Origin of the sequence: Mycobacteroides immunogenum (assembly GCF_001605725.1) — a bacterium.
GTDB classification, from domain to species: Bacteria; Actinomycetota; Actinomycetes; order Mycobacteriales; family Mycobacteriaceae; genus Mycobacterium; species Mycobacterium immunogenum.
Genome location: NZ_CP011530.1, coordinates 3,722,030 through 3,747,140 on the forward strand (window position 1 = coordinate 3,722,030; position 25,111 = coordinate 3,747,140).

The 25,111-nt window shown below is 63.0% G+C and carries 30 protein-coding genes; 28 read left to right on the forward strand and 2 right to left on the reverse strand.

Annotation, left to right across the window (positions count from 1 at the left end; translation table 11 throughout):
• The first annotated feature begins 68 nt into the window (after positions 1–68).
• The 5 genes from ABG82_RS18445 (at position 69) to ABG82_RS18465 (ending at position 4,995) form a co-directional block, all read left to right on the forward strand.
• Complete coding sequence (locus tag ABG82_RS18445) at positions 69–1,307, forward strand: hypothetical protein (protein WP_043077900.1); 1,239 nt, start codon at positions 69–71, stop codon at positions 1,305–1,307.
• Positions 1,304–2,974 (forward strand): DNA primase, encoded by a 1,671-nt coding sequence (locus tag ABG82_RS18450; RefSeq protein ID WP_043077899.1) that lies wholly within the window; start codon positions 1,304–1,306, stop codon positions 2,972–2,974. Before ABG82_RS18445 ends, ABG82_RS18450 begins: the two co-directional genes overlap by 4 nt.
• A gap of 263 nt (positions 2,975–3,237) precedes the next feature.
• Entirely contained in the window at positions 3,238–3,729 is a 492-nt protein-coding gene (locus ABG82_RS18455) for an endonuclease VII domain-containing protein (protein WP_043077898.1), read from the forward strand.
• Entirely contained in the window at positions 3,726–4,223 is a 498-nt protein-coding gene (locus ABG82_RS18460) for a hypothetical protein (protein WP_043077897.1), read from the forward strand. Before ABG82_RS18455 ends, ABG82_RS18460 begins: the two co-directional genes overlap by 4 nt.
• 103 nt (positions 4,224–4,326) lie before the next feature.
• On the forward strand, positions 4,327–4,995 hold the full coding sequence (locus tag ABG82_RS18465; protein ID WP_043077959.1) for a hypothetical protein: 669 nt from the start codon (positions 4,327–4,329) through the stop codon (positions 4,993–4,995).
• Here ABG82_RS18465 and ABG82_RS18470 read toward each other — a convergent pair.
• Positions 4,992–5,747: a hypothetical protein gene (locus tag ABG82_RS18470; protein WP_131676257.1), complete on the reverse strand. Its 756-nt coding sequence runs from the start codon at positions 5,745–5,747 to the stop codon at positions 4,992–4,994. The genes ABG82_RS18465 and ABG82_RS18470 overlap by 4 nt on opposite strands.
• Before the next feature lie 46 nt (positions 5,748–5,793).
• Between ABG82_RS18470 and ABG82_RS18475 the strand changes: the two genes are divergently transcribed.
• The gene (locus ABG82_RS18475) at positions 5,794–6,210 is read left to right on the forward strand and encodes a hypothetical protein (protein ID WP_054173210.1); all 417 of its coding nucleotides are present in this window, start codon (positions 5,794–5,796) and stop codon (positions 6,208–6,210) included.
• Here the strand turns inward: ABG82_RS18475 and ABG82_RS27790 are convergent.
• A complete protein-coding gene (locus ABG82_RS27790) occupies positions 6,200–6,487 on the reverse strand; it encodes a hypothetical protein (protein WP_078343296.1) in 288 nt (95 codons plus the stop codon). The genes ABG82_RS18475 and ABG82_RS27790 overlap by 11 nt on opposite strands.
• A 122-nt stretch (positions 6,488–6,609) precedes the next feature.
• Here ABG82_RS27790 and ABG82_RS18480 point away from each other — a divergent pair, with 122 nt between their 5' ends.
• The 22 genes from ABG82_RS18480 to ABG82_RS18580 all read left to right on the forward strand — a co-directional run bounded on the left by ABG82_RS18480 (position 6,610) and on the right by ABG82_RS18580 (position 25,093).
• Positions 6,610–7,473 (forward strand): hypothetical protein, encoded by an 864-nt coding sequence (locus ABG82_RS18480; RefSeq protein WP_043077894.1) that lies wholly within the window; start codon positions 6,610–6,612, stop codon positions 7,471–7,473.
• A gap of 132 nt (positions 7,474–7,605) precedes the next feature.
• On the forward strand, positions 7,606–7,842 hold the full coding sequence (locus ABG82_RS18485; RefSeq protein WP_043077893.1) for a hypothetical protein: 237 nt from the start codon (positions 7,606–7,608) through the stop codon (positions 7,840–7,842).
• Positions 7,839–7,979 (forward strand): hypothetical protein, encoded by a 141-nt coding sequence (locus ABG82_RS28300; protein ID WP_016343093.1) that lies wholly within the window; start codon positions 7,839–7,841, stop codon positions 7,977–7,979. The genes ABG82_RS18485 and ABG82_RS28300 overlap by 4 nt, the downstream gene beginning before the upstream one ends.
• Before the next feature lie 5 nt (positions 7,980–7,984).
• On the forward strand, positions 7,985–8,173 hold the full coding sequence (locus tag ABG82_RS18490; protein ID WP_043077892.1) for a hypothetical protein: 189 nt from the start codon (positions 7,985–7,987) through the stop codon (positions 8,171–8,173).
• Entirely contained in the window at positions 8,170–8,448 is a 279-nt protein-coding gene (locus ABG82_RS18495) for an HNH endonuclease domain-containing protein (protein ID WP_043077891.1), read from the forward strand. Before ABG82_RS18490 ends, ABG82_RS18495 begins: the two co-directional genes overlap by 4 nt.
• 419 nt (positions 8,449–8,867) lie before the next feature.
• Positions 8,868–10,715, forward strand: coding sequence for a terminase large subunit domain-containing protein (locus ABG82_RS18505; RefSeq protein ID WP_043077889.1), 1,848 nt, complete (start codon positions 8,868–8,870; stop codon positions 10,713–10,715).
• Complete coding sequence (locus ABG82_RS18510; protein WP_043077888.1) at positions 10,716–12,197, forward strand: phage portal protein; 1,482 nt, start codon at positions 10,716–10,718, stop codon at positions 12,195–12,197.
• Positions 12,178–13,083 carry a VG15 protein gene (locus ABG82_RS18515; RefSeq protein ID WP_043077887.1) on the forward strand — a complete coding sequence of 302 codons (906 nt, stop codon included), beginning with the start codon at positions 12,178–12,180 and terminating at the stop codon, positions 13,081–13,083. The genes ABG82_RS18510 and ABG82_RS18515 overlap by 20 nt, the downstream gene beginning before the upstream one ends.
• Before the next feature lie 67 nt (positions 13,084–13,150).
• Positions 13,151–13,777: a DUF4355 domain-containing protein gene (locus ABG82_RS18520; RefSeq protein ID WP_234708023.1), complete on the forward strand. Its 627-nt coding sequence runs from the start codon at positions 13,151–13,153 to the stop codon at positions 13,775–13,777.
• A gap of 50 nt (positions 13,778–13,827) precedes the next feature.
• Entirely contained in the window at positions 13,828–14,202 is a 375-nt protein-coding gene (locus tag ABG82_RS18525) for a hypothetical protein (protein ID WP_043077886.1), read from the forward strand.
• 14 nt (positions 14,203–14,216) lie between these two features.
• Entirely contained in the window at positions 14,217–15,254 is a 1,038-nt protein-coding gene (locus ABG82_RS18530) for a major capsid protein (RefSeq protein ID WP_043077885.1), read from the forward strand.
• Positions 15,254–15,511 carry a hypothetical protein gene (locus ABG82_RS18535; RefSeq protein WP_062826698.1) on the forward strand — a complete coding sequence of 86 codons (258 nt, stop codon included), beginning with the start codon at positions 15,254–15,256 and terminating at the stop codon, positions 15,509–15,511. The genes ABG82_RS18530 and ABG82_RS18535 overlap by 1 nt, the downstream gene beginning before the upstream one ends.
• Positions 15,495–15,869: a hypothetical protein gene (locus tag ABG82_RS18540; RefSeq protein ID WP_043077883.1), complete on the forward strand. Its 375-nt coding sequence runs from the start codon at positions 15,495–15,497 to the stop codon at positions 15,867–15,869. Before ABG82_RS18535 ends, ABG82_RS18540 begins: the two co-directional genes overlap by 17 nt.
• Entirely contained in the window at positions 15,866–16,213 is a 348-nt protein-coding gene (locus tag ABG82_RS18545) for a hypothetical protein (protein WP_043077882.1), read from the forward strand. Before ABG82_RS18540 ends, ABG82_RS18545 begins: the two co-directional genes overlap by 4 nt.
• The gene (locus tag ABG82_RS18550; protein WP_043077881.1) at positions 16,210–16,506 is read left to right on the forward strand and encodes a hypothetical protein; all 297 of its coding nucleotides are present in this window, start codon (positions 16,210–16,212) and stop codon (positions 16,504–16,506) included. The genes ABG82_RS18545 and ABG82_RS18550 overlap by 4 nt, the downstream gene beginning before the upstream one ends.
• Positions 16,503–16,910, forward strand: a complete 408-nt coding sequence (locus ABG82_RS18555) for a hypothetical protein (protein ID WP_043077880.1) — start codon at positions 16,503–16,505, stop codon at positions 16,908–16,910. Before ABG82_RS18550 ends, ABG82_RS18555 begins: the two co-directional genes overlap by 4 nt.
• 61 nt (positions 16,911–16,971) lie before the next feature.
• Positions 16,972–17,649, forward strand: a complete 678-nt coding sequence (locus ABG82_RS18560) for a hypothetical protein (protein ID WP_043077879.1) — start codon at positions 16,972–16,974, stop codon at positions 17,647–17,649.
• A 187-nt stretch (positions 17,650–17,836) separates the two neighbouring features.
• A complete protein-coding gene (locus ABG82_RS18565; RefSeq protein WP_043077878.1) occupies positions 17,837–18,301 on the forward strand; it encodes a hypothetical protein in 465 nt (154 codons plus the stop codon).
• Between the two features lie 104 nt (positions 18,302–18,405).
• Positions 18,406–18,729, forward strand: coding sequence for a DUF5361 domain-containing protein (locus ABG82_RS27795; protein WP_043077877.1), 324 nt, complete (start codon positions 18,406–18,408; stop codon positions 18,727–18,729).
• On the forward strand, positions 18,726–22,145 hold the full coding sequence (locus ABG82_RS18570) for a tail tape measure protein (protein ID WP_174544337.1): 3,420 nt from the start codon (positions 18,726–18,728) through the stop codon (positions 22,143–22,145). The genes ABG82_RS27795 and ABG82_RS18570 overlap by 4 nt, the downstream gene beginning before the upstream one ends.
• Entirely contained in the window at positions 22,142–23,371 is a 1,230-nt protein-coding gene (locus tag ABG82_RS18575) for a hypothetical protein (protein ID WP_043077875.1), read from the forward strand. The genes ABG82_RS18570 and ABG82_RS18575 overlap by 4 nt, the downstream gene beginning before the upstream one ends.
• Positions 23,372–25,093, forward strand: a complete 1,722-nt coding sequence (locus ABG82_RS18580; RefSeq protein ID WP_043077874.1) for a Gp37-like protein — start codon at positions 23,372–23,374, stop codon at positions 25,091–25,093.
• The last annotated feature ends 18 nt before the right edge of the window (positions 25,094–25,111 follow it).

A 25,111-nucleotide genomic window follows, 5' to 3' on the forward strand; every position in this document is an offset into this window, starting at 1 on the left:
CGTAATCATGCCGCGCATCGAAGGTAATCCCGAAATTATCTCTGCCAATCATGCAAGGAATTGGAGCGATGACCGCTAACCCGGAACAGTCGGTGCTGGACGCTATCAACGCCCTGGTCGATGAGCAGATGGCGGGAGGTGAGTACGCCGCCGAGCGCCGCGCAGAGGTCATTGCCGGTGACCTTGACCGGTGCGCCCTGTGTAAAGGAGCCTGGCACGGCTCGCCGTGGACCGGCGTCGACCATGACCACCTTGGCGAGTATGACCGGCATAACCATGGGCGCGCACTGTCCTGCCCTGGCGCGTTCGCGACTGGGCCGCAACGTATTCGGTACCGCTGGCAGCATCATCTCCGCTGGCCTATGCGGCGGTCGATGGGGCGCGAGGACGTGGCGGCTCGGATGTTCGGCAACCTGGGTGACCCGATAAGGGAGCTTGTAGACGGCGACCCGATGCAGCGGTGCTACCGGCAGCTACAGGCGGCCCGTGACTTCATTGATGCGTTGACCGGGGACGGTCCGGCCTTGGAGCAGTGGCAGTGTGAGCAGCGGGCCAGTTGGCTCGCTGGTGCTACGCCGAATCTGCCGCCGGAAGTGCAGTTTCCGCGCCCGCCGTTCGTCCGCCCCCCGTTCACTGACATAGGTCACCTTGATGACGGCAGCCGCGTCTTCGTCCGGCCGATGGGTCCGCGAGGTGACGAGCTGCGCGGACCAGGCATGGGCTGGCTGGACGAGGCCTACACGATGCCATTGCCGGAAGTCATGCGGGCGCCACGCGGCCCCATGCCCTGCACGGTGGAGCCGGTCACATTACCGGAGTTCTATATGGTTCCGGGTCGCGGCGGGCGCCAGTCGGTCACGCATCCACGACCGAATGGCCTCGCCCTGCTGCGCTACTGGGGTTCACCGCAGGCTCCCGGAACGTGGTGGGAACTGGACGGCCTCGGGACGCCTTGGGGACCCTGGATCAATGTTGCGGTCACCCGCGAGCAGGATGAGCCGCCCCGCCGTCGCCAAGGCCGGGGCTCGTCGTGGCCTCCGCTGCAGCGCGTCTTCATTGAGCTGACTGCCGCCAGCGGCTTGCACGTCAATCCGATCGGGCTGATCGCGGTCGGCCACGGCGGTCCTGGCGCCTCGGGCACTGTGCGCCGCGCCTACCTCAAGTCGCTTGGTGACCATCCCCCGCTGCTCTATGACGATGAACGCCGCACCAGTGCATGGCAGCCGACCCTGTGGCGGTGGCGCGGCGACAGGCGCACACGCCCGGAGCGTTTGGTCGATGCGATCCGTGGGGCCGAAGGCCTGTGAGCGGAGATGACCTATTCGAGAACATGGAGCGCCTTGGTATCGGGCTCAAGCCGGAGCGCCGCCCGGTGGCACGCACAGCGTCCACCGCCCGCGACACCGCGCCCTACTACCGGGCGGCGCTGGAACAGGAAATGGTCACCATGGCCTCCACCGGGGAGGGCAGGCGCAACGACCAGCTGAACATCTCGGCGTTCAACCTGGGCCAGCTCGTGCCACACGGGCTCACCGAGGACGAGGTGATCGACTCATTGACGGCGGCGGCACGGTCGACGGCGGGAACGCCGATGACGGACCGCGAGATTGAGCGCACCATCCGCAGCGGCTTGGAGTCGGGACGCCAGCAGCCCCGGTACGCCGAGAACACCAGCTATACGCCAGTGGCGGCGGGCCCGGTCGATTTGCCGCCGACCGAGCCACCGCGGATTGACGTGCGCGACTTTGAAGGCGACTTCTGGCAGTCACGCACGTCGCTGAGCACGGTGTATACCGCCGCCCTTGCCGGCATGTGTTCACCGTGGGCGGTGCTGGCGTGCAGTGCGGCACGAGCCCTGGCGCTGGTCGACCCACACATCAAGCTGCCCGCCATCATCGGTTCCAAGGGCGGCTCGCTGAATTGGTTCGCGATGCTGGCCGCTGAGTCCGGGGGCGGCAAGTCGACGGCGATGGAAATCGCCGAAGAGCTGATACCGCATGCGGTTAAGACGTTGAACCTGGGCAGCGGCGAAGGCCTCATCGAAGCCTTCGGCGAGCGCAACGACGACGGCACCGTCAAGGACCTGGTGACCGGGCACCGGTCGATCCTGTTCTCGGTCGATGAGATTGATTCGTATTCGGCGGTCGCGGGGCGCAGCGGCTCGACAGTGATGCCGATCTTGCGGTCGGCGTTCACGGGCGGGTCGCTGGGCTTCGCGTACCGCAAAGGCAACCGGCTGCCGGTGCTTCCGGCGCACTCGTACCGGATGACGCTGGTGTGCGCCGCTCAGCCGGGCCGCACCAGGGCGATGTTCGCAGACGCCGACGGAGGGACACCGCAGCGGTTCATGTGGTTCCCGGCGACCGACCCACGCATCGCGGCGGTGCGGCCCACATTCAATGGCGCCTTGCAGCTGCCACGGCTGACCGATTGGCAGTATCCGGCCACCCTGCGGGTGCCATCGGAGTGCGAAGGCCTGATCGTGACTACACGGGCCTCACAGGCGCGCGGAGAGACGGCGGCACTGAATTCGCATGCCCTGTTCGCCCGCGAGAAGTTCGCCTACGCCTTGGCGATCCTGGACGGCCGGTCAGCGATGGATTCGGACGACTGGCGCCTGTCCGGCGTCGCGGCAGCGGTGTCCGACGCGGTGCGCCAATGGGTGCTCGATCAGCTGGCGGCTTCCGAGGCCGAAGAGGCGCGCCAGAAGGGGCGCCTTGCCGGGGTGGCCAAGTCGGCTGCTGACATCGAGAAGGCGGTCGAAGACGGCGCCCTGATGGCTCGATCCATCGAGAAGGTGTCGGAGCTTCTACGTAAAGCCGGGGATGACGGACTCACCGGCAGAGAGGTGCGGCGCAAGCTCGCCGCACGTTTGCAGCCCTTCAGTGAGCAGGCATTGGCGGTATTGCAGGGCGACGGCAAGGCCCACGTCAACGCCGCTGCCGGACGCGCTCAAAGGTGGGTGTGGTCATGACTCCAGCAAACGGTGTCAGTGGTGTCAGCGCTGACAGTAGGTGTCAGCAACTCGCCACTGACACCGCTGACACCAAGGGTGCCCTAATAAACGTCTCTAACTGGTCATATATACAACTATGCATATAAGAGAGATTCGTGTACGTATGCGCCACCCCAGTTCAGGGGCTTGGGGGGTGCGCGCACGAAGTGTCATCGCTGACACCACTGACACCTTAGCTACGCCGGAAAAGCCAGTTAACAACCACAACTGAGAGGATTGAGATGACCACCACGAAGTCCAAGCCGAAGCCCAAATGCAAGGACTGCCTCGCCGAGGGCATCGAGACACTGCGGCCTGCCCCGTGGCCCGGCCCCCGCTGCGAGACGCACCGCAGAGCCCGCCAGAAGGCTGTCCGGCGCAAGAACCACGGCCGGATGGTCGAGAACACCTACGGAATCACTGAGACCGAATACGAGGCGATTCTGGCCGTGCAGGGCGGTGCCTGCGCCATCTGCGGACGGGCCAAGGGCATCACGAAGCGGCTAGCCGTCGACCACGACCACAAGCTCGGGAACACACGCGAGGCGGTGCGTGGCCTGCTCTGCACAACTTGCAACCACGTCGTCATTGGCCGGTACGGACCCGAGGCGCTGCGACGGGCCATCGACTACCTGGCAGACCCTCCGGCGCGGCGAGTGCTCGCCGCTGAGCCAGCTGCCCCTGTGGCTCGCACCGAGGACAAGGCCCCGGCAGCTGCCGAGGTGTCAGCATGACCGCGATCACGTGGGACCGTGACGACCATGCCGACTGGGGCGCCATCGGCGGTCATAAGCGGTACATGGTCCGGGCTGGGCATCTGTACTACAACCAGGGCGGGCAAGACTGGCGCTTCATTGGTTCGGTGATTGGTAGTGGCCACTCGCTCGCCGAGGTGCACTGGGCAGGCCTGCAGAACCGGATACGGCAGCTCGCAGCTGCCGAGTTGGGTCTTACGACAACTCGCTCCCTGGTTGGTGCGCCACGCGCCCTAGAGCCTGACGAAGCGGCCAAGTTGTACGCCGCGATAGACGCCCTACCGCCGCCGCCCGTCGCCCCGCCCATCACCCGCCGCACGCTGTGGATCAACGGGGTAGCCCTCACGGGTGAAGTCCGGTCGATCAGCACCCACACCCACGGCGACGGAACACAATCCATCGAAGTCAGCTTCACGCCGGACAACGCCGACGACACCGTTCGTGTCATCGAATCCATGCGAGTCGACCGATGATCACCTCGGAGGCCACATGCATTGCCCCCGAGAAGACATGGGGCTGCATATCCGACACATGCCGCCGGTACCCACCGTGCCGCCTGCAAGCCGAAAGGGACTCATGACCACCATCGCCAAAGGCACACACGTCAACCTGTGCGCCCACCCGGATTGCAAGCGCGACAACGGCAAGCCGATCCACACGCCAGACGGCATGTGCCAGAGCTGCCAACGCCGCGTCGCCACCACGCTGGAGCGTGTCGTGCTCGATTGGGTACAGCTGCACCAGCTTCCGGCGCCCAACAAGGGCGACAAGATGCGCGGCGCCAAGGTCAAGGACTACGGCCACCCCGCCGAATGGGCCTCGGACATGCTCACACAGATCGCCGTATGCCTACGGGCAGCGCACGACAATCTGGCCAGCTCACTAGCCGAGCAGGGCCATCAGGCGCCCGGCGAGGACTACCCCAGTGAGCGTGCCGCCGTCATCGCCGCTCACGCCTACCTGTCGGTGCGCATCGAGAAGCTGTGCCGCCAGCAGTGGGCGCCGGACATCGTGGCCGAATGGCATGGGCTGCACTCCAAAGTTCGCAGCCAGCTAGGCCTCACCCGGCCGCGCATCGCCCTGCCGACGCCGTGCCCCGACTGCGATATGAGGACCCTGTCGCGCTACATCGACGTGCAACGCGACTGGATTGAGTGCGGCAACTGCCAGACGCAGATCCGCAGCGAGCACTACCCGCTGTGGACATCGATCGTGCTCGAAGAGCTTGTGACACAGGGCAGCTAGGAGAATTTAGGTAACGACGTGCCCGGCGTATCGCCAGGTATCCCCAGGTCATTGCGAATGGCCACCAAGAGCTTGTCGACCGCCAGCTCCCACCGCTCCGCGATTCTGTCAATCTTTTCGCCATCTTCGTCGTCGTGATCGATTCTCCAGGCCAACACGGCTCGCACAGTCTGCTCGTAAAGCTCCCTAGCCTCCCCGGCCAGCTCAGCTACTCTCGGCGTCGCATAGATCTGCAAGGTGAAGAGTTCTTCGACCGTGGCCTCCCACAGATTCGGCAGTTCGTCTTCATCTACGCCGCGCCTGCGTCCCAGTGAATAGATCGTGATCAATTCACCGGCCGCAACACTGGCTCGGTAGAAGTCGACGTATGCAGCGCTACGTTGTTTGAAGGTTCTCGCCGAGTCCTCACGCGCCCAACGGGCCTGCTCGCGCTCTAATTCATGTCGCCGAGCTGCGGCCTCCCTACTGTCCGATTGACGTTGCGTGATTAGGACGCCGCCAATAGTGCCGATGATCGTGCCCAGCACGCCGATTACGCCGACCACAAGCGGAACCCAGTATGGGGTTGTATTCACCGATAGATGGTCTCGCGGCGCGGTTGCGTTTTCTAGTAGCAATGCAGTCATCACGCACGTTGTCAATGCAAGCTTGCCGACATGACACGCCGAGACACGCCGACGCGCATGCAAAAGCGAAACGCGCAAATCCAGACAAAACGAAACGCACAGTTCAAAACACCCCGGCGTGTCCAACTGCAAATAGTAGGAGCATTGCCGGGACGGCCATATCGTGGCGGACATGATCATCAATAACTTGGCCGACATTGACGGCCCCACTCCTGCCTCCACGTTCGACATGACCGTCTGGGGTATCGCCGCATTCGTGTGTTTAGCGCTCACGGTCGGGCTCGTAGTAGTGGCGGGCCATCGCGATACCGAATGGCAATGGCGACTCGGGGCCGCTCTCGCCGCCGCATTTACGCTGTGGCTGTACTGGAATGCGCTGTGGCAGCCACTATCTGGACATAACTTCTGGGATGTAGTCAAACTCCCCGGCACCTTCTTGGGCATTACCGTACTCGGGTTTGTTGTCAGCAGCCTTGTGGCCCTTGACTACCGATCGAGCGGCAAGGCCGTCAACGCTCACTTCGCAACAGTCGCCTTTGGACTCGCCTTTCTGGTCACAGGCGCCGAAATTGTCCGGCTCATGGGGTAGAGCCGTGCTGAAGAGCTTCATGGGACGAACCGGGCCCATCGAGAATGCGGCATCCCGCCCCGAGCTTGGGTGCGTAGATGCTTGCGCCGCAGTGACAAGTCCACATGTGATGGCGCTGCCCGCACTCACACGGCGGGCAGCGCTGATTCCAGCCCGGCTCGTCGGCACTGTGCCAGTTCGGGCAGTACAGCGGCCCGACAATAGTCCAGCCCTTGCCGTTGCGCACAAGGTCGCCGATGAACGCGTTTGGGAACTTGTCGCGCGGCGGGCGGGCCATGGGGCTGTTCTACAACCGGACACCGACAGCCATCGGCGCGATGTCAGCTGGCGGGCACGAGCAGTGGAATCGAATCCAAGTATTGTGAATGCGTCCCCGCGATTGTCCCTAGTCTCTGACGCATGACGGAAGTTGACAAGTTCTTCATGACGGACAAAGAGGCATCGCGCATCTCCACACTCTGCACCGCAGTCGTCAAAGAGCACATGGCCTGGATCGAAGAACATGACGAGCCCGTTAATGGGTCGGCAATGCAAACCGACAACGACGAATTCACGATCATGTCAATGACCGAGCTGACCGTCAGCCCGATCAAGAGCGCGCTGGATTGTCTATATGTGGCGTGCTCTTCGATGCGCGACCTGGGGACAGTGCGCGGAGTCGGCCATCCCGCACTCGTCCGCTCGTCGCTCACCGGATCGACGGTGTCACTCTGGATTCTCGATGACGACGAGAGGACCCGCCGCACAAGGGCACTGGTGATGGCGCATGGCCAATGCAAAGCGGAGCGAGAGTTCTGCCAGAACCTCCCATCGACCTGGTTTGTCCCAAACGAACGTCCCCCACTCGGTGACCATTACGTCAACCTGACGCGGCGAATGGAGGGAGTGCTCGCCGACGGAGAACGCCAAGGCATCGACAAGAGTGAAGTCATCAAGAAGCCGAAGGACTCGAAAATCGTAAGAGACGCAGCCGACCGGATTCCATCGGGATTTCTGAACGCGGAGCCCGGCGCCCATGTTCTCTCCGAATGGCGTCTACTCAGCGGGCGGGCGCACGGATTCCATTGGCCGGTTAGGTATGCGGTCGAAGGGCGATTTGATGCTGAAACCCAGCGCCTAATCTACCCCGCCAAGATCCCAGTTGGCCGCTTCCTCGGGAGCATTCGAATAGCGATGGTGACAGCGAGGGTCGCCATGGACCGCTTTGCCTTCTTCGCGGGTATTGACCCACCAGACCTACGCAAGCCCTGGGAGCTGGCCTAGTCAGACACGCCCGGCAGTCAAGGATGCGAATGCCTGTGCGTTACATGTATTATCGGTGCCACTGACAGAGCTATGCCCACAGTCAAAACCCCTTCGTCCACACGGAGGGGTTTTCGCATTTCAGGGGAGTTCATGACTACGGTGCTCGCGCCCGATGGCGCCGAATCACTCGTCACCGCCGAGGAAGCCGCCACCCTGTGCGGAGTTCAAACCGTCACCGTTCGCCAATGGGCTTCGCGGGGATACGGACCCGCCAAGTGCAAGGTAAGGCTGCCCCAGCGCGGCAAGGATGCTCGCGGCCGCACCCTCTACCGGCTGCTCGATGTCGCCAAGGCTGAGCACGCCACCCGGACACTCGCCCGCAGATGAGCGCTGGCCTGATGCGAGCACTGCGAGACGCAGAGCGCATACGGGCACAGGCAATCATCGAAGACGACACCGCTGGCCAAGACTGGGCCAACGACGAAATAGACCGCATCACCGAGGCTTTGGAAAGGGCCCGGTAGTCGCCGTGGACCACTCCCCTGGCACTGCCGCCGACTACGCCAATGCGACCGCCAGCGACGCACTGAGGAAGGCAGAGCAGGCGCTACGAGAAGCGGACCGGCTCAACAGGATCTTGCGTGCAGTTGTTGCACAGCTCGGCTACAGATTCACCGTTGACGACAGCGGCAACGTGAGTGTGGCTGTACCGCAATGACAGTGCGGCGCAACACCACGCTACGAGACAAGCACAGGCGCTACCTCGCGCGTGGACGGCCACCCTGCCACCACTGCGGCGAGCCCATCGACTACGAGGCCAATCACCTTGAGCCACTGAGCTATCAGGTTGACCACCTCATCCCCTTGGCCAAGGGTGGCACAGACACACTCGACAACAAGGTGCCATCGCACCGCAAGTGCAACCGGGACAAGAGCGACAAGCTGCCCGAAGACATCGGCGCCAACTTCGTCACCGAACGCAAATGGTGGTAGCTGAAAAACGATGCACCGTTTGCTGACCTCGAGCATTTTCACAGGTCACAAGCCTTGCCGCCGCCGTTGGCAACGTCGCGCAAGCCTCTGACCAGGGGGTTTCCCCTCCCCCGCCGCCTAGTTGCCCCTCGTGGCATAGGCGGGCATCTACACACCGCATTTTCCACCAAACCCCGGTGTGATTACTGACGAAGAAATGGCGATGCCGATGTGCACGAATGCCCAGGGTGACTGGCTGTTTTTGGTGATCGGCATTGTCGATTCGCGGCCTGCGGCGCCGACTGCGACTGAGCTGCGCTGCGGGTGCGGCGGGGACACGTTCCGCACCAACGATCACGACGGCGTGATCCGGCTGTGGTGCGCTCACTGCCTGCATTGGGTCGGGACTGTTCGCCGGACGGCTGCGGGGTAGCTGGCCGATGTCGGTGATGGTTGCCGCGCGCGAGGGTGACCAGGCCGACCTGCTGGAGTCGATGCGCGACCGCCTTGCGCCGGTCGTGCTTGACCCCGAGACCAATACCCGCGAGCTGGCATCGCTGTCGCAGCGGTTGATGGAGATTCTGCGGGACCTTGACGACGGCCCCGAGTCGCGCAAGGAACGCCGAGAGCTGCTGGGCAAGATGCGCGTTCGGGTGGCAGACGCGGTGGACCGCACCGACACCCCGATTCGCGATTTGGCGGCGCTGTCGCGGCGTCTGCTGGACATCGCCGATGACATCGCCACGCTGGACCAGCTTTCAGGCGAGACGGACCCCATCGCGCACGCGGTGAAGATCGCCGACGACACGAACGTTGACGCCCCGGCGCTGTACGCCAAGGCGCGCTACGTGGTGCCGCCGGAGGACATGGTCACCACCGAGTGGCCATCGATCTGTGAGATATGCCGGGTATTGGGCATCGAATTCGATGACTGGCAAGACGATTTGGGGCGCCTGATCTTGGCGAAGCGCCCGGATGGCCTGTACGCCTCCGATACCACGACTATTTCGATACCGCGCCAGTCAGGCAAGACCTACCTGATCGGCGCGATTGTGTTCGCGCTGTGCATCAAGTACCCCGGCCTGCGCTGCATCTGGACCGCGCACCTGTTCAAGACAGCGCGCGAGACTTTCGAGTCGATGCAGGGCTTGGCCGACATGCCGAGCGTGAAGCCGTACATCAAGCGGATTTACAGCGGCTCGGGCGACGAGAAGATCATCTTCACCAACGGCTCGGTGATCATGTTCGGCGCCCGCGAACGCGGCTTTGGCCGTGGCTTCCCGAACATCGGCGTGCTGATTTTCGATGAGGCGCAGATTCTCACGTCGAAGGCCTTGGATGACATGACGCCGTCCACGAACGTCGCGAAGAACCCGCTGATCTTGACGATGGGCACACCGCCCAAGCCGGAAGATCCGAGCGAGTTTTTCACGACTCAGCGTCTCGATGCCGGTATCGAGGCCGACGACGAGGACCATGCCGGACTGGATGACGAAGACGACGACGTGCCACGTGAATCGCTGTACGTCGAGTTTTCGGCTGATCGTGGATGCGACCCGAGCGACAAGGCGCAGTGGCGCAAGGCCATTCCGGCGTTCCCGAACCGTGTTAGTGAGCGCGCGGTGCGCCGCATGCGCAAGATCCTTGGTGAGGCCTCATTCCTGCGGGAAGGCCTCGGCATCTGGGACAAGATCGCCAGAACCAAGCGCATCATTTCAAAGCGCCTGTGGGCCTCGGCGGTTGATATCGGTCCGGACGCTGACACGCTGCCGTCGGCTATCGGCGTTGACATGTCCCATGGGCGTGAGCTGTCCATTTCGGCAGCGTGGGCACTCGACGGTGGCCGGGTCCACGTCGAAGAGGTGTGGAGCGGCTTCGACATTTCGGCCGGCAAAAACTGGTTGGCCGGGACATCGAAACGCATTGACATCCTGATCGATTCGGCCTCCCCTGCGGCGGCGCTATTGCCCGATCTACTGGCCCGGCGGTGCCGGGCCCGTCAAACCACGGCGCAGGACATGGCCAAAGCGTGCGGTGCCTGGCTGGATGCGATCGACTCCGAGCTGCAGGACGACGGCCTACCACTGCTGACTCACGGCGGGCAGGACTCGCTGACCAAGGCGGTCGCCGGGGCCCAGAAACGCAAGATCCGCGACGCGGGCGGCTTCGGCTGGGATCGCTCGGACGACGCCGTAAACATCGCGCCATTGGTGTCGGGAAGCCTTGCGCTACTTGGCGCAACCACTAAGGGACCTCGGAAACGGACCACCAGAAAGGCGGTGTACTAGATGGTTGCACCGCCCGCAGACCTGGCCCGCTTCATGGACACCGGCGAGTTGTCCGGTCAGGAAGTCCAGTACCTCGGACGGCTGCGCAGCCAGTTGGCTCAAGCCCGCCGCGCCAATGAGAAGAAATACACGCTCTACGAGGGCAAGCACAAGGCACGCAATCTCGACATCGCGGTGCCGCCACATCTCGCCGACCTTGAGGTGTTCGTAGGTACTCCCGGCATCGTGGTCGACGTGCTCGCCGAGCGCATCGAGTGGGACGGCTGGTCAGTGCTCGACGGCGACAGCGGCGCCATTCTTGATGAGGCTTACCGGGACAACGCTCTTGAGGTTGAGGCAGCGCGCCAGTCAGTAGATTCGCTGATCTGCGGCATGGGATTTGTTGGCGTCGGATCGGGCGACAGTGAGCTGTCTGAGCCTGCTGTGGTGGTCAGCGCCGAGTCTCCGATGGAGACGACCGTACTGTGGGATTCGCGGCGCCGTACCGAGGCTGCCGGTCTTATCCAGCGCCGCGACCCAATCACCTCGGCGGTCACCGCAGAGGTGCTGTACACCTCGCAAGCAACGGTCACGATGTCGCGCGGCGGTGACGGCCGTGTCAGCGAGATTCGGCGCGACCCACACAACCTCGGTGTGGTGCCGATTGTCCAGTTCCCAAACCGTGAGCGCCCCTCCGATATTCGGGGCCGCTCTGAGATAACACCGCCTGTGCGATATGCGACCGAAGCCATCGGGCGCACCTTGCTGGGCATGGAAATCAATCGCGAGTTCTATACCGCGCCACAGCGGTACGGCCTTGGCGTTGACCCGGCACAGTTCGGCATTGACGAGAACACCCCGGCGGGCGAGAAGCTGATCCGGCAATGGAATGTCGCCATGTCGCGAATGAACTTCATTCCGATGCCGGAGCCGGGCGACCCTATGCCGCAGGTCGGGCAGTTCACTCCAGCGCCGCCGACTCCGTACATCGAGCAGATCAAGCACTACCTACAACACGTTTCGGCTGAGTCGGCGATCCCCTGGAACTACCTGGGTTTCGCCACCGACAACCCGCCGTCAGCGGACGCGGTGCGCGTACTGGAATCGCGACTGGTCAAGCGCGCCTTGCTGCGCCAGCGCATGTGGTCGCGGGCATGGCGCCAGGTGGCCTACCTGATCGTCAAGCACCGCGACCCACAGGCGACCATGGCCGCTGTCAGCGGTGTCGCACCAAACTGGCTCAATCCGGCAACTCCGACACCCGCGTCGGACGCTGACCGCGTCTCCAAGTTGATCGGGTCCAGGATCCTGGAACCCACCTCCAAGGTGACATATCGCGAGGTCGGTATTTCCGAGGCGGATCAGAAGATCATGGAGCAGGAACGCCGACAGAACACGGTCACCAAGTTGGTCGACCGGTTGTCGAATTCGCCTGTGCAAGAGGTTCCTGCGCCGCCGCAGGGCGTGACGCCGGAGTTGGTCAGTGCCAACCGAGGCAGCTGAGTTTCAGCTACTTCTGACCCGGCTGACCATTGAGCTTGGCGGCGAAATCGCGGACCTACTGGCCCGCATCACCGGGATGCAGCCGGTCGAGCAGATGGCATACATCACCGCCGCCTACCCGCAGGTGATCACGCCGTATTTGGCGGCGTCGAATGACTTGACGCAGACCTGGTACGAAGCTCAGCCGGTTGTCGTGGCGCCGTCAACACCCGCGTTCGAGACGCTGGCCGCTCCCCTGCTCGATGTTGAGGCGCTAGCCATCTCGGGACGCTGGTCACTGACGCAGGGCAAGCCTGTCGAGGCTTTACAGGGCTCGGCGACGCGCTCGGTGTTTGATCAGTCGCGGCGCACCATCTCCGACAACGTGGAGCGCGAGCCGGGCGCCCGGTGGGCCCGCTACGCCTCGGCGAACGCGTGCAACTTCTGCAAGATGCTCGCCACACGCGGCGCTGTGTACACGTCCGAGGCGTCGGCCTTGGGAGTTACGGGCCGGAGCGTGAACCTCGAAAACTCTGACCGCCGCGCCATCGCGGCCGGGCAGACGACCCGCGACGAAGCGCTGGCCCGGCGCTCCACATTCCGCTCAGCACGCCAAGCGAGCAGGCGCGGGCGACAGGTCGGCGATGCACGAATCGGTGCGCTACGCGGGGCGCAGCAGTACGGCGACAAGTACCACGACTGGTGCCATTGCATCGCGGTGGCTGTGCGCCCTGGCGGCTCCTACGAACCGCCGCCGTATGTCGAACAGTGGGACGCCGAGTATGCCGCCGCCGTGACCGCCACCAAAAAGGCGGGACAAACCAAAGGCAAGTACGGCGCCATCGACTTTAAAGCGGTATTGCGCCAGATGGATTCGCAACAGCGCGAAAAAACTTCCGCCCCATAGCGGGGCGTGGGCGCGGACGGCCAGCGTCGAATCGGCCGGGTATTGCTGACGAGCTACGGAGATTTCAATGACAGTTCTACCCGTTCACCCCTTGACCGGCCTGACCGCACTTGCCATCGGTAAGCGCGGCCCGATCTGGCCCGTGATGGGTGCGGCGCCAGATGGCGATGAATCCGGTAAGGGACCCGCTGACGCCAAGTTCACTCAGGCAGACCTTGACCGCATCATCGGTGAGCGACTGACCCGCCAGCGTTCCGAGATTGCCGACAAGTACGGCGATCTTGACACACTCAAGGCCAGTGCAACTGAGCTGCAGTCGATTAAGGACCGCGATAAGACCGACGCCGACAAGGTTCAGGATCAAATCGCCGACCTGCAGTCGAAGCTGACCGCCGAGTCAGAGGCGCGCACGAAGGCCGAGGCAAAGGCAGCGGTGGCTGAGCGTACGCAATATGGCGTTGACAAGGGCCTGCCTGTGGCGCTCGCCAAGAAGCTGACTGGCACGACCAATGACGAGCTTGACGCCGAAATTGACGAACTCAAGCCGTTTTTGACTGCTACCGACAGCGGTCCCCGGCGCCCCGATCCCAACGGCCATCAGGGGCAGCCACCGAGCGGTGGCGGGACTAAGCCGTCATCGCTGGCAGCAGGCAAAGAGCTGTATGCGAAGTCACGACCAACAACCAACGCGTAGCACAGGATTCGCCTGCGCTATCTCAGATTCCCGAATAAGGAGGGAAAACAATGGATCTCACCACCCGTACTGAGACCTTTGGCGCAGGCAATCAGTCCTGGCTTGGTTCCAAGCACGGAACCGACGCATGCCGGACGGTCACCATCGACCGCGCGGCCTTGGCGAAGGCGACCCACTACCCGGACGGTCGGCTTAAGTCGGGCTTGCCGCTTGCCAAGGTGGGCGACACCTATGTGCCGTACGCCGCTGGTGGCGCCAATGGTGCTGGTGTACTTGCCGGTTTCCTGTTCACCGATCAGTCGGTCCGCGACAACGGCGGCAACATCGTCGCCCCCATGCTCGATCACGGTCGCGTGATCTTGTCCAAGCTGCCCGCCCCGGTTGCCGCTGACGCGGACACCACCGGTCAGTTCGTCTTCGTATAAGGAAGGGATGAAAGATGACTCTCTGGACTGATGTCATTACCCCGGCCGCACTGACCGGGTATGCCCGCGAGGCGTTGGCCGACCGCGAGCGCCGCAAGGGAACCCTTGCCGTGTTCCTGCCGAACCGCACGACCAACGACATAGTTGCCCGATTCGTCAAGGGGGCCAACGGTCTTCTGGATGCGGCCGAGTACCGCGCATACGATGCGGAGACCAGCATCGGCGAGACACCCGGAGCCGAACGCGTCACCATTGAGCTTCCCCCGCTGGGCCGCAAGGTGCGTGTGTCCGAATACGACCAGCTGCGCCTGCGTGGCAACGTCGATGCGGACGCGGCACTGACGGGCATCCTCAAGGAAGCTCGCCGTCTGGCATTCGCCATCAGCGACAAGATGGAGGTGATGCGCGGCAAGGTCATTGACAGCGGCAAGGCCGCTATCAATGAGAACGGTTTCATTGCTACCGCCGACTTCGGTCGCGGCGCGGCATTCACCGTTACCGCCGCCACCCTGTGGTCCGATCCGGCCTCCAAGCCCCTGACCGACCTCCGCCTGTGGCGCGACGCGTATGTGGATGAGAACGGCGACGAGCCGGGCGTAATCCTCACCTCGCGCCGCGTACTGAATGCGCTGATGCTGTCCGCCGAGTTAAAGGCCTTGGCTACCAATTCGGCTGTCGCACCGGGCATGGTCACCGAGACCTTTATTCAGTCGGTGTTGATCGACTACGGTCTGCCCCCGATTCAGGTGTTCGACCGCCGCGCCAAGGTGGCCGGGCAGACTGTCCGCGTCCTGCCGGAGGACAAGCTGTACTTGCTGCCCGCGCCGGTCGCTGTGGACGATGAGGAAGGTACCGACCTCGGCGCAACTGTCTGGGGTACCACCCTGGAGTCGACGGAACCGGACTACGAGATTGCCGAGGTTGACCGCCCTGGCATCGCGTTGGGCACTTTCAAGACCCGCGACCCGATCGGCGTGTGGGTTCATAGTGCCGCCATCGGTCTGCCCACGTTGGCTAATGCCAACCTGTCTATGGCCGCAAAGGTGTTGTAGTGCCGTCGATTCGATCCGATCTGGTCGGTGTCATCTACCTGCCCAGTGGGGCGCGTCTGCGCGCAGGCGACCCCGTCCCACTGGGCGAGGTGGTAGGCGCTCACCTGATCGAAGTCGGCGAACTCGATGCCATTGAGCCGGAGCCCACCGAGGACACCGAGGACACCGAGGACACCGAGGCCGAATCTACCCCGGTTGCTGAGCCCCGGCCGAGCACGAGCCGGACGCGGAAGCGGTCAAGTGGTCGCGCTCGCTGACCAGTCTGATGTCGAGGCGCGGCTGCGCCGTGACCTCACTGGCGATGAGATCGAATGGCTTCCGGGCGTGCTCGATGAGGCCTCTGCTCTGGTCTTCGCGTACTGCGGTGACCGCGTGTTCGACCCGGTACCCGACAGGGTGCGCATCGTTACCTCACGGGTAGCCGCGCGTGCCCTGTCGGCCCGCACCGATTCCGCCGCCGCTGTCACTAATGCGGCGCACGTCTTCTCACAGACGGTGACCCTGAATGCCGAAGCCGCCAATGGCGGTGTCTGGCTGACCAAGGCCGACAGGCTCGCCCTGCAGCGCTGGGCGCTGGCGGGTAAGGCCTTCTCAATCGACATCTCGGGACGATGACCGCGCCGAGCTTCCCCACACCGTTTGTCATCGCGCATGAGGCCTTCATCCCCGACGCGCAGAACGCTCACGGCGACCTCGTAGACAAGTGGGCACCTGCAAGCGCACGGTCCGTGTACGGCGCTGGCCCGGCGATGTCGAATGAGCCGAAGTTGGTCGGCCAGGATCGCGTCATTGTCGACGTGGTGCTACTGGTGCCGCCCGATCAACCCTATGGCCCGCGTGACCGGGTAACCCTTGCTGGCAACGTCTTTGAATGTGTCGGCTATCCCGAGTCGACCGAATTCAATCCATTCGGCAAGCACTTCGGCGCTGTCGTCAACCTGCGAAGGGTGGAGGGATGACCGTTACCAAGGTCCGCGTAAACAAACGCGCTTTCCGTGAGCTGCGCAAGTCGGAACCGGTGCAGGCCAGGCTACTTGAAGTCGGCGACGTGGTCGCTACTGACGCCAACGCTGATCATGAGGCAACCGCCGACGTGGCCAAGAATGGCCCCGTCGATGACGGACCAAGCTACACAGCTGAGCTGTACATCGGCAAGAACCGTGCCCGCGTCTCGGTGGCCACCGCAACGTTCCGAGCCATGGGGCATGAGCGGCGCACATCTTCGCTTCTGCGGGCAGCTGCACGCCAATGACGCTCATCGTCCATCCGGATGTTGATCAGCTTGCCGTCGACTACTTCGCCAACGCTCTTGCCGCACAGGGCCACGCGCAACATGTCGGCAAGAAGGTGCCCACCAAGAATCGCCCCGACCGCTTCCTGCGGGTGTTCTCCAATGGTGGCCCTGACGTTTCACTGATCGCCACGCGCGCGCAGATCGTCGCGCAGCTCTACGACATTGACGGCCCCCGGTGTGCTGCTACCGCCAACCTGGTAGCTGGACTGGGCAAGGCCGCTGTGGGCTACCTGTTCGACGGGTATCCGCATGTGGCAGAGGCCAGGAAGCTCGGTGGCCCAACTGATCTTGATGACCCGGACGTGAAAACGCACGTGCGCTATCAGGTCGTCCTTGAGTGGCTCATCCGAGCCAAGCACTGATTTCTCCAAGGCATCTTTACCCAATCACATTGCCCGCGTTGGGCAGAGAGGTGTATTCACCATGACCGGACCCATTGTTGCTGGCCCCGGTGGCGCAGCGGGCGACATCAAGGAACTGTTTTCGGGCTCGCCAACCGCGCCAGGTATTACCGGCGGCGTGTTCATCGGCAAGCCGGGCATTGCATTGCCCCCTGCTGACGACATCTTCGTTCCCGCCACCGAGCACAGTCCCGACCTCAAGAATGTCGGCTTCGTCTCCGAAGACGGCGTGACCGGCACCGAGGACCGATCGATCAATGAGATTGCGGCCTGGGGCGGCGATATCGTTGCGTTCCTTCAGGAATCGTTCTCGGTGTCGTGGCAGATGGTGCTACTGCAGATCATGAACCGGGACATCGCCAAGCTGGCCTACGGTGACGACAACGTGGCCTACACGCAGGCGACGCAGGCGCACGGCAACTGGCTGGCCATCAAGGTCAACAAGCTGATGCTGCCGAAAAAGACTGTCTGGATTGACAGCTTCTACTCCGATGGCTCTGAAGGCCTCAAGGCGATGCGGTGGGTCGCACCGCTGGCCCAGGTGTCCGAGAAGGGCGACTTCAAGACCGCCCATAGCGAGCTGTCGGGCCATGACCTGACGCTCAAGCTGCTGCCCGACTCGCAAGGCAACAACGCCTACATCTACCTGGACGACGGCCAGGTTGTGCCCCTGCCCGCAGGCGGTGGCGGAACCCCTTAGCGCCTCCCCCGGCCCCGGAACCTGATCCGGAACCGGAGCCGGAGCCTGACCCCGAGCCGAGCGGCGACGGGGCTTAGGAGAGGCGATCACCGGTCGCTCACAAAGTCCCGCCCGTCCGTTTTGCCTTGGGGCGGATGGGCGGGACCCAAGGCATACCAAGGCAATTCACCTGAAAAGGAATATTCACATGGCAACCAAGGCAACCAAGTCGACCCCGAAGCCGCCCGCTGATGAGGTCGCCGAAGATGAAGCCCGCGAGCACTCGGACAACCTCGAGCTGCCCGTGGGTGACGAGGGCCAGGCGGTCGATTCTCCCGAGGGTCCTGCGCTCAAGCCGGGGGAGCCCGAATACGATTGGGCGCCGCTCTATACCGAGGGCACCAAGCTCAAGCGCTACGAGGACCCCTCGGGCACTGTGGTGCAGCTTCCGCCTTTCCCAACTCCGGACGCGGGCGATATCTTCGCCGATCTGCTGGAAGACATTCCTGATCACGTCATGCTGATCAAGCTCTTTCGGCAGGCAATGCGTGACCATGCCGTGGACTACGGCGAGGGCATCGCGGCCATCACCACGGCATTTCGCGGCGGCGGCAAGCTGTCCGATATCCGGGGCCTGCTCACGTTCTGGTCGGGAGCGACACTCCCAAACTGATTGGCGAGGTCCGCGACTTCGCACGTAAGCACGAGGCGGCATTCCGCCTAGACCTACTGCACGCCGGGTTGCGTTTCGACCGCCCGGCGTGCAGCTGGGAAGACTTGCACGCGTTCACCGTGGCCTCACCGCCTGGAACCGCCATTCATTACGAGCTGGCCGAACAGTGGCCGCTTGATTCGCACCTTCTCGCCGGAATCCTTGAGCGCCTTAACGACTGGCTTTGGCTGCACACCAAGGATGCACAGCGTAAGCCGCCACGTAACCGGCCGAAACAGATTCCACGCCCCGGTGTTCGTGAGCGCGCGAACGCGTTGACGGCAGCCCTTGGTGGCCGAACACAACAGGTAATCCCAATGACCGCCTTCGCGTCCATGTGGCGTGAGGCGCGTGCCCGCTGGAAACAACAGAAGGGAGTTAGTGAATGAGCAATGAACTAATGGCCCTTTGGGTTTCGATACTTCCCGATACTTCCAAGATCGTCAGCACCACTAAGCGGGCGCTAGACAACGGCGACTACGAGATCACCGTTCATGTCGACAAGGCCGAGCTTGACAAAGAGGTGGCCAAGACAAAGAAGACTGTCGAGAGCCTCGATGCCCGTGTCAAACTTGCGGTAGATCAGAAGCGCACTCACGACGCGTTCCAAAAGGCTGTCGACAAGGAGCTTTCGCGAGTCCGGCCGCTACGCATAGATGTTGATCGCAAGTACCTCACCAGCACAGCGTCGTTCATCACCAAGACGCTGGGCGGTGCGATGGCGGGCGCCCTCGGCGGCCTGGCTATCACTGGTGCCGCCGGTGGACTGACTGCGCTCACCGGCGCAATCATGTCCGCTAGCGGCGCTTTTGGACTTTTGCCGGCGACCGCTGGCGGTGCGGCAACAGCTATCGGTGCTCTCAAGGTGGCAACCCTCGGCTTCGGCGATGCCATGAAGGACGTAGGCGACCCACAGAAGTTCGCGAAGGCCATCGCCGATCTGTCGCCGAATGCACGTGAGACCGCCACCGCCATTCAGTCGATGCTCCCCCAGCTCAAGGACTTCAAGAATGCGGTGCAAGACCGGTTCTTTGACGGCTTCGCTGCCGAGGTGAAGTCACTGGGCGCCATATATCTGCCGATGATGCAGGGCGCCATGGGCAGTATCGCGGGCTCTGCAAACAACGCCCTCAGAAGCGTCTCGGCGCTACTCAAGGCACCCCAGTCCGTTTCGGACATGGCGCAGATTACCGGCAATAGTGCGACCGCATTCAACACGCTGTCGCAAGCGCTCACACCCATCGTTAAGTCGATGCTTGACATTGGCTCGGTCGGCTCCACATTCCTGCCCCAGCTCGCACAGGGCGCCAACAATGCGGCCAATTCTTTCGCCAAGTTCGTGACCAATGCGCGCGAGACGGGTCGCATGCAGGAATGGATGCAGACCGGCATCCACGCCATGGGTCAGCTCGGCGACATCGCAGGCAATCTGGGCTCCACCATCGCCGGAATCTTCCGCGCGGGCAACGATGTCGGCGGCGGCTTCCTGGCCTCATTGCAGACCGTCACGCAGACGATGAGCGACTTCGTCAACTCGGCGGAGGGTAAGAATGCATTGGGCGCGTTCTTCTCTGGCGCCAAGGATGCGTTGGCGGCGCTGTCTCCGATCCTCAAGACTGTCGGCGAGAGTGTCATCGGCACCGTTCTTCCCGCCTTCACTAACCTGGGCACCGCAGCGGCCCCAGCCTTGCAAGCTATCTTCACCAACCTCGCCGAGGTTATGAAGACCCTTGCCCCGGTGGTCACTTCGCTTTCCGGCCCAATTTCGACGCTGCTCAACGCTATCGGTCCCGCTGTCGTACAGACCATTCAGGCACTTGCCCCGGCGATACAGCCGTTGGCGCAGGCTTTCGCCGACTTGGTGGCTGGTGCGGCCCCGATCCTGCCTGTGCTTGGCCAGCTGGTCGGCGCGGTAGTCGGCGCCCTCGCGCCCGCTTTATCGACGCTATTCAAGGCGCTGGCCCCCGTGGTCTCGGCACTCGCCGACGCGCTCAAGCCAGTACTCGACCAGCTCGCGCCGGTGCTGGCTGCGGTCGCAGGCACGTTCGCAAATGCCTGGGCCAGCGCTTTGCAGCAAGTCACGCCGCTACTCCCCCCGCTACTGGGCGCAATGGGTGACCTGCTCAAGACGGTGATTCCGCTTCTGCCACCGCTGGCTGAGCTTGGGGCGGCTGCCATTCCCGCCATCGCCGCCGCGATCAAGGTTGTGGCGCCGCTGTTCACCGGGTTGGTCAAGGTCCTGACGCCCATCGTGGACACCGTCATTACACCGATGGTCGGCGGATTCAAGGCGCTAGCCGACGTAATTGGCACGGTTGCCAATGGCCTGAGCGGCGTGGTGGACAAGGCCAGCGGCTTTCTGTCCAGGGTGCCCGGCCTCGGCGGCATCTTCGGCAAAAAGGACGGTGGCCCTATCGGTGACGTACCTGGCTATGCGGGCGGTGGCAAAATCACCGGGCGCGGCTCAGGTACAAGCGATTCCATATTGGCGTGGCTGTCCAACGGCGAGGGCGTCATGACGGCGGCGGCGATGCGCAACGGCGGCGCACCAATACTGGCCGCGCTCAACGCCGGATGGGTGCCGCCCGCCGCGATGCTGCACGCCATGATCCCCGGCTTCGCTCAGGGGCTCAATCCCGGCGCCGACTTTCTGCGCACAACGATCATGCGTCAATGGCCGCAGATCGGCGACATCGGTGGCCGACGTGCCGAGGACGGCTATGGCGAGCACTCCAGTGGAAACGCACTCGATGTGATGGTGCCCGGCTGGGACACCCCCGAAGGCATTCTGTTGGGCAATCAAGTCGCCGGGTTCCTAGCCAAAAACCGTGAACAGCTTGGCCTTGACGGGTTCATCTGGCGCCAGACGAGCTACGGCTACGGCGGGTCCTTCACCGACGGCAAGGCCATGTCTGACCGTGGCTCGCCGACGCAGAACCACATGGACCATCTGCACGTCATGTTGGGCAAGGGTCGTGGCTCTGGCGCGGCGGCCGTCGGCCTCCCCACTAGCAGCATCTCACTACCCTCGGCCAGCGGCATGTCCAGCAGCGGCGGCACATCTGGGCGCGGCAGCGGCGCTGCAGGCGCTCGCCGGGTCCGCGAGGCACAGGACCGCGTATCGGACCGGAACTTTGACGTACAGCAGGCACAGGCCGCGCTGGACGAACTCAATGCCAAGGACCCAAGCAAGGTCACCCGTAAGCAACGCAACGCCGCAGAGCACCGACTGGAGCGATCGAAGCGTGAACAGGCGCAAGCCAACGATGACCTGACGCAGACTCAAAACGAATACAACGATGCGATGCAGAACTCGCCGCTTGGCGGCAACGGCAACTCTGCAGCATCCGACCTTGGCTCAGGCCTCATTGACGGCTTGTTCCAAGGGCTCGGCTTCGACGGCTCACTGTTCTCAGACCCCAGACAATGGGGCTTGGTGAAGATGTTCACGGGCCTCCTTGGCGGCAAGGGGGGCAGCAGCGCCGGTGACCTCGGCCAAGGCGGCGGCGGCATGTTGAACAGCATGGGCCTGCCAAGCCTTACCGGCTTGTTCTCGCGGGGCCAGACATCGACAGTGACCGCAGAAAATGTGATGCCCGGCGGCGGGCCCGGTGGCCTTATCGCAGGCATTGGCGATATCGCCACCAACGCTTTCCAGCAAGGCATGTCGCAGCCGACCACCATCGATAACTCAATCAACCTCAACGGCAATCAGGGCATGGACCCGCAGGCCGTTCAAACGTCCATCCAGAAGAAGCAAAACGAACGGACGCGCACCTACGCGACGGCAGGACTGGGAGCATGACTGAATCAGCCACCGCGCCAGATCATTGGGGCGAGAACCCGGCCGACAACCAGATTCAACCGCCCTTCTACCGCTGGGGTGGAAACGCCAATGAGCTTGCAGGCGCGGTGTTTGCTGCCGTCAAGTTCCCCGGCTGGGAGCAATTCACCCGCTGGGAATGGCTGCCCGAAGAGCTTAAGAACATGGAAACCAACCTGCTGTACATCGGTGTCGATGGCAGCAAATGGCACCTTGCCGGTAACCATCGGGGCCGCGAAGGGGCGGTGCTGGAGTCTGAGCTGATGGGCGCGATGTCGGTGCCGTTCGATCACCGTTTCTCGGAAGGGCCCTACCTGATCGGCTCCCGGCTGGAGCGCACCGACATCAAACGCCGCACGCAGTCTTTCGGCGTCATATTGAACCCCAACGCCAATGTGCGTGCCCGCCTGAATATTTCGACGGAGACCATCTACCGCAACACCGAGGCCAGGTGGCAGCGCGCCTGGTCCAAGACGCAGCACGGCTGGTTGGGCTACTTCACCCGCTCGACCGGATGGCGCTGGCTCAAGGTCATTTTGGATGGCGGCGCCACACCGGAGACCATGAAAAAGGACCCGGTGGCGTTCGGTAACAACATGCGCCAGGTGACGATGAACGTCGTCAGCCCGGACCCTTACGCCTACAAAAAGATGTTCCGCTCCAAGACTGTTGGCTTCGACGCCACAAAGCCCAAGGTCGCGGTCGGCGGCGAGGGCTCACTGTTCACCACCCTTGAGGACTTCCTGGCTGACGGCATCGAAGCACTGCCCATGCAGGCCTGGCTGACCCACGTTCAATACGTCAACAAGGGCCAGATCGATGACTGGCCGAAGTTCATCATCAGCGGCACCGGCACGGCATGGATACAGGACGGCCTCACACAGAACTTGGTCCGATGCCCTGAAATCTACAGCGGAGATGGCTTTCTCATGGTCGACACGGACCCGACGGCGCGCACGTTCACCACCAGCAAGGAACCGGTAGACAACGTGTTCTATCGATTCGCCCGCCAAGCGGAAATCTTGGACTACCTGCCGTTGCTGCATGACCTCGGCGATCAAGGGTTGCCCGCATGGCGCCGTAGTCGCGGCCAGCGGTTCGCATCCAACATCCCTCGCGAGACAGCGGTGACAACCGCCGTCTATCACACCAACCCCGAGGCAAAGGTAACCGCTTTCATGCCGCAGAAATACGAGACCGCTTTCTAGATGGCGACTTTGGCTGCGCCCGATCCTGCGCGCAGCCCCGGTGAGGCCTACCGCTACATGCATCGGCGGCGCCAGGTCATCATCGATTCGGCACGCCAGCACCCACTAATCCGCCTGTGGGACAAGAACATGAAGTTCATCGGCGTTGTTGCCGCTGAACAAAAGCTAGACGCCGAAGAGATGATTCACGCGGCCGGGCAGGGCTCAATCACGCTGCTCGCAAACGACTGGCTGACCGAGTTCATTACCCGCGATGTGCGCGCCGAAGAGGACTTGCACATCACCATCGACCCCAACCCGACCAAGCGCACGTGGCGCACACGCTGGGGCGGCAAGGTCGAGTCGGTCAACATCAAGCGCACCGCTGACGGTGTGCATCTGGTCGAGCTGCAGCTCATCCACAACCGCAAGCACCTGGAACACATTCTCCTAGGAGCAAATCCGTTCTTTCCGCCGGAGGTCCAGCAGCCCAAGATGTGGCTACTGCCGGGCAACACCCGCACCATCTGTGCCACAACACTGTTCGTGAACCTGGCCCGCCAGTACATGCCGGGGCTCAACATCATTACCAACATCGCCAACCCGGCGGTGTGGCTGGGCACCAAGCTCACCAACCTGAGCCCGCTTGACTGGCCGGTGCAGGTCGCTTTCGTCAACCCGTTCCTGGATCAGTCGCGGCTGAGCTTTGTGACCTCGCGCTGGACCGACGCACACAGTGTCTTCGATCCGATTCTCAAGGACGCCGGGTGCATCATTCGCGCCTATACGTGGCTGACCGAGGATGAGGACTCGCCGCACACCGAGCTGTCTGAACTGCTCGGCAACAACATCCTGACCCGACCGACGCGCAATTGCGTTGTGCTTGCGGTAGAGGATAAGTCGGGCGTTACTGGCCCGACCGGCACCGCCATCGACGGTGTGATCAACCTGGTTGGCTCCCTTGCTGACGACATGATCACCGAGACGGTGTTTCCGGTCGATGCCGACCACGATGGCAAGACTGACCCGTTGTTCCGGAAGTGGCTCAAGGTGGCCCCGGCGCCGCCAACCGTGATCTTCCGCGATACGGAGCATTCGGCGATCATCGACGCCGTCAGGGCGGTGCACAAGGCCAAAGCCCGCACCATCATGACGGGCTCCAAGTCGCCGCAGATTGTGAACCAGCTCCAGACATTTGGAATCAAGTACGCACTTTCAGAGTTGTCCGCCCTGCTCGCACAGGGACCATTCGCCGCACAGACGCCCGGCACGCCTGGCCTTGAAGAGCTTTATCAGGGACAGCTCGACAACAGCCTCCTTGCATATCAACGCTTTACGGACATCAAGCGCGTATTCCAAATGGGCACACACGCTTTCCTTGAACATTGGGAAGCAGGGTCAGGGTCGGCGTACACCGTTTCGGGCATCAAATCGCTACGCGATGGCCATTGGAAAACACGGCCTTACACCAGCTTTAAGACAAACGTCGTCAACGGCTACCCCTGGCTTGTGCACTACGACTTCGCACTAGGCGACCGCCTGGGTTTTGAGCTGGTCGACGTGATCCACACCGATCAGTGTTCGGCGATCCGGATGGCCTACGACGAGACCACCCCGCTGCAATACGGCCTGTCAATCGGCATGGACGGCGAGGAAGAGGACCCCGCCGCCAAGGGGATGCGAACACTGCAAGCGGCCTGGTCAGTCGTCGGAATGCTCATGGGAAGTGGAGACGAATTCTAATGTATGTCAACGGTACTC

Bases quoted from the DNA above. Each gene is read 5' to 3' on its own strand.
- ABG82_RS18445 (WP_043077900.1), top strand. From the start codon at position 69: ATGACCGCTAACCCGGAACAGTCGGTGCTGGACGCTATCAACGCCCTG.
- ABG82_RS18455 (WP_043077898.1), top strand. From the start codon at position 3,238: ATGACCACCACGAAGTCCAAGCCGAAGCCCAAATGCAAGGACTGCCTC.
- ABG82_RS18460 (WP_043077897.1), top strand. From the start codon at position 3,726: ATGACCGCGATCACGTGGGACCGTGACGACCATGCCGACTGGGGCGCC.
- ABG82_RS18465 (WP_043077959.1), top strand. From the start codon at position 4,327: ATGACCACCATCGCCAAAGGCACACACGTCAACCTGTGCGCCCACCCG.
- ABG82_RS18475 (WP_054173210.1), top strand. From the start codon at position 5,794: ATGATCATCAATAACTTGGCCGACATTGACGGCCCCACTCCTGCCTCC.
- ABG82_RS27790 (WP_078343296.1), bottom strand. From the start codon at position 6,487: ATGGCCCGCCCGCCGCGCGACAAGTTCCCAAACGCGTTCATCGGCGAC.
- ABG82_RS18480 (WP_043077894.1), top strand. From the start codon at position 6,610: ATGACGGAAGTTGACAAGTTCTTCATGACGGACAAAGAGGCATCGCGC.
- ABG82_RS18485 (WP_043077893.1), top strand. From the start codon at position 7,606: ATGACTACGGTGCTCGCGCCCGATGGCGCCGAATCACTCGTCACCGCC.
- ABG82_RS28300 (WP_016343093.1), top strand. From the start codon at position 7,839: ATGAGCGCTGGCCTGATGCGAGCACTGCGAGACGCAGAGCGCATACGG.
- ABG82_RS18495 (WP_043077891.1), top strand. From the start codon at position 8,170: ATGACAGTGCGGCGCAACACCACGCTACGAGACAAGCACAGGCGCTAC.
- ABG82_RS18505 (WP_043077889.1), top strand. From the start codon at position 8,868: ATGTCGGTGATGGTTGCCGCGCGCGAGGGTGACCAGGCCGACCTGCTG.
- ABG82_RS18510 (WP_043077888.1), top strand. From the start codon at position 10,716: ATGGTTGCACCGCCCGCAGACCTGGCCCGCTTCATGGACACCGGCGAG.
- ABG82_RS18520 (WP_234708023.1), top strand. From the start codon at position 13,151: ATGACAGTTCTACCCGTTCACCCCTTGACCGGCCTGACCGCACTTGCC.
- ABG82_RS18525 (WP_043077886.1), top strand. From the start codon at position 13,828: ATGGATCTCACCACCCGTACTGAGACCTTTGGCGCAGGCAATCAGTCC.
- ABG82_RS18530 (WP_043077885.1), top strand. From the start codon at position 14,217: ATGACTCTCTGGACTGATGTCATTACCCCGGCCGCACTGACCGGGTAT.
- ABG82_RS18545 (WP_043077882.1), top strand. From the start codon at position 15,866: ATGACCGCGCCGAGCTTCCCCACACCGTTTGTCATCGCGCATGAGGCC.
- ABG82_RS18550 (WP_043077881.1), top strand. From the start codon at position 16,210: ATGACCGTTACCAAGGTCCGCGTAAACAAACGCGCTTTCCGTGAGCTG.
- ABG82_RS18555 (WP_043077880.1), top strand. From the start codon at position 16,503: ATGACGCTCATCGTCCATCCGGATGTTGATCAGCTTGCCGTCGACTAC.
- ABG82_RS18560 (WP_043077879.1), top strand. From the start codon at position 16,972: ATGACCGGACCCATTGTTGCTGGCCCCGGTGGCGCAGCGGGCGACATC.
- ABG82_RS18565 (WP_043077878.1), top strand. From the start codon at position 17,837: ATGGCAACCAAGGCAACCAAGTCGACCCCGAAGCCGCCCGCTGATGAG.
- ABG82_RS18570 (WP_174544337.1), top strand. From the start codon at position 18,726: ATGAGCAATGAACTAATGGCCCTTTGGGTTTCGATACTTCCCGATACT.
- ABG82_RS18575 (WP_043077875.1), top strand. From the start codon at position 22,142: ATGACTGAATCAGCCACCGCGCCAGATCATTGGGGCGAGAACCCGGCC.
- ABG82_RS18580 (WP_043077874.1), top strand. From the start codon at position 23,372: ATGGCGACTTTGGCTGCGCCCGATCCTGCGCGCAGCCCCGGTGAGGCC.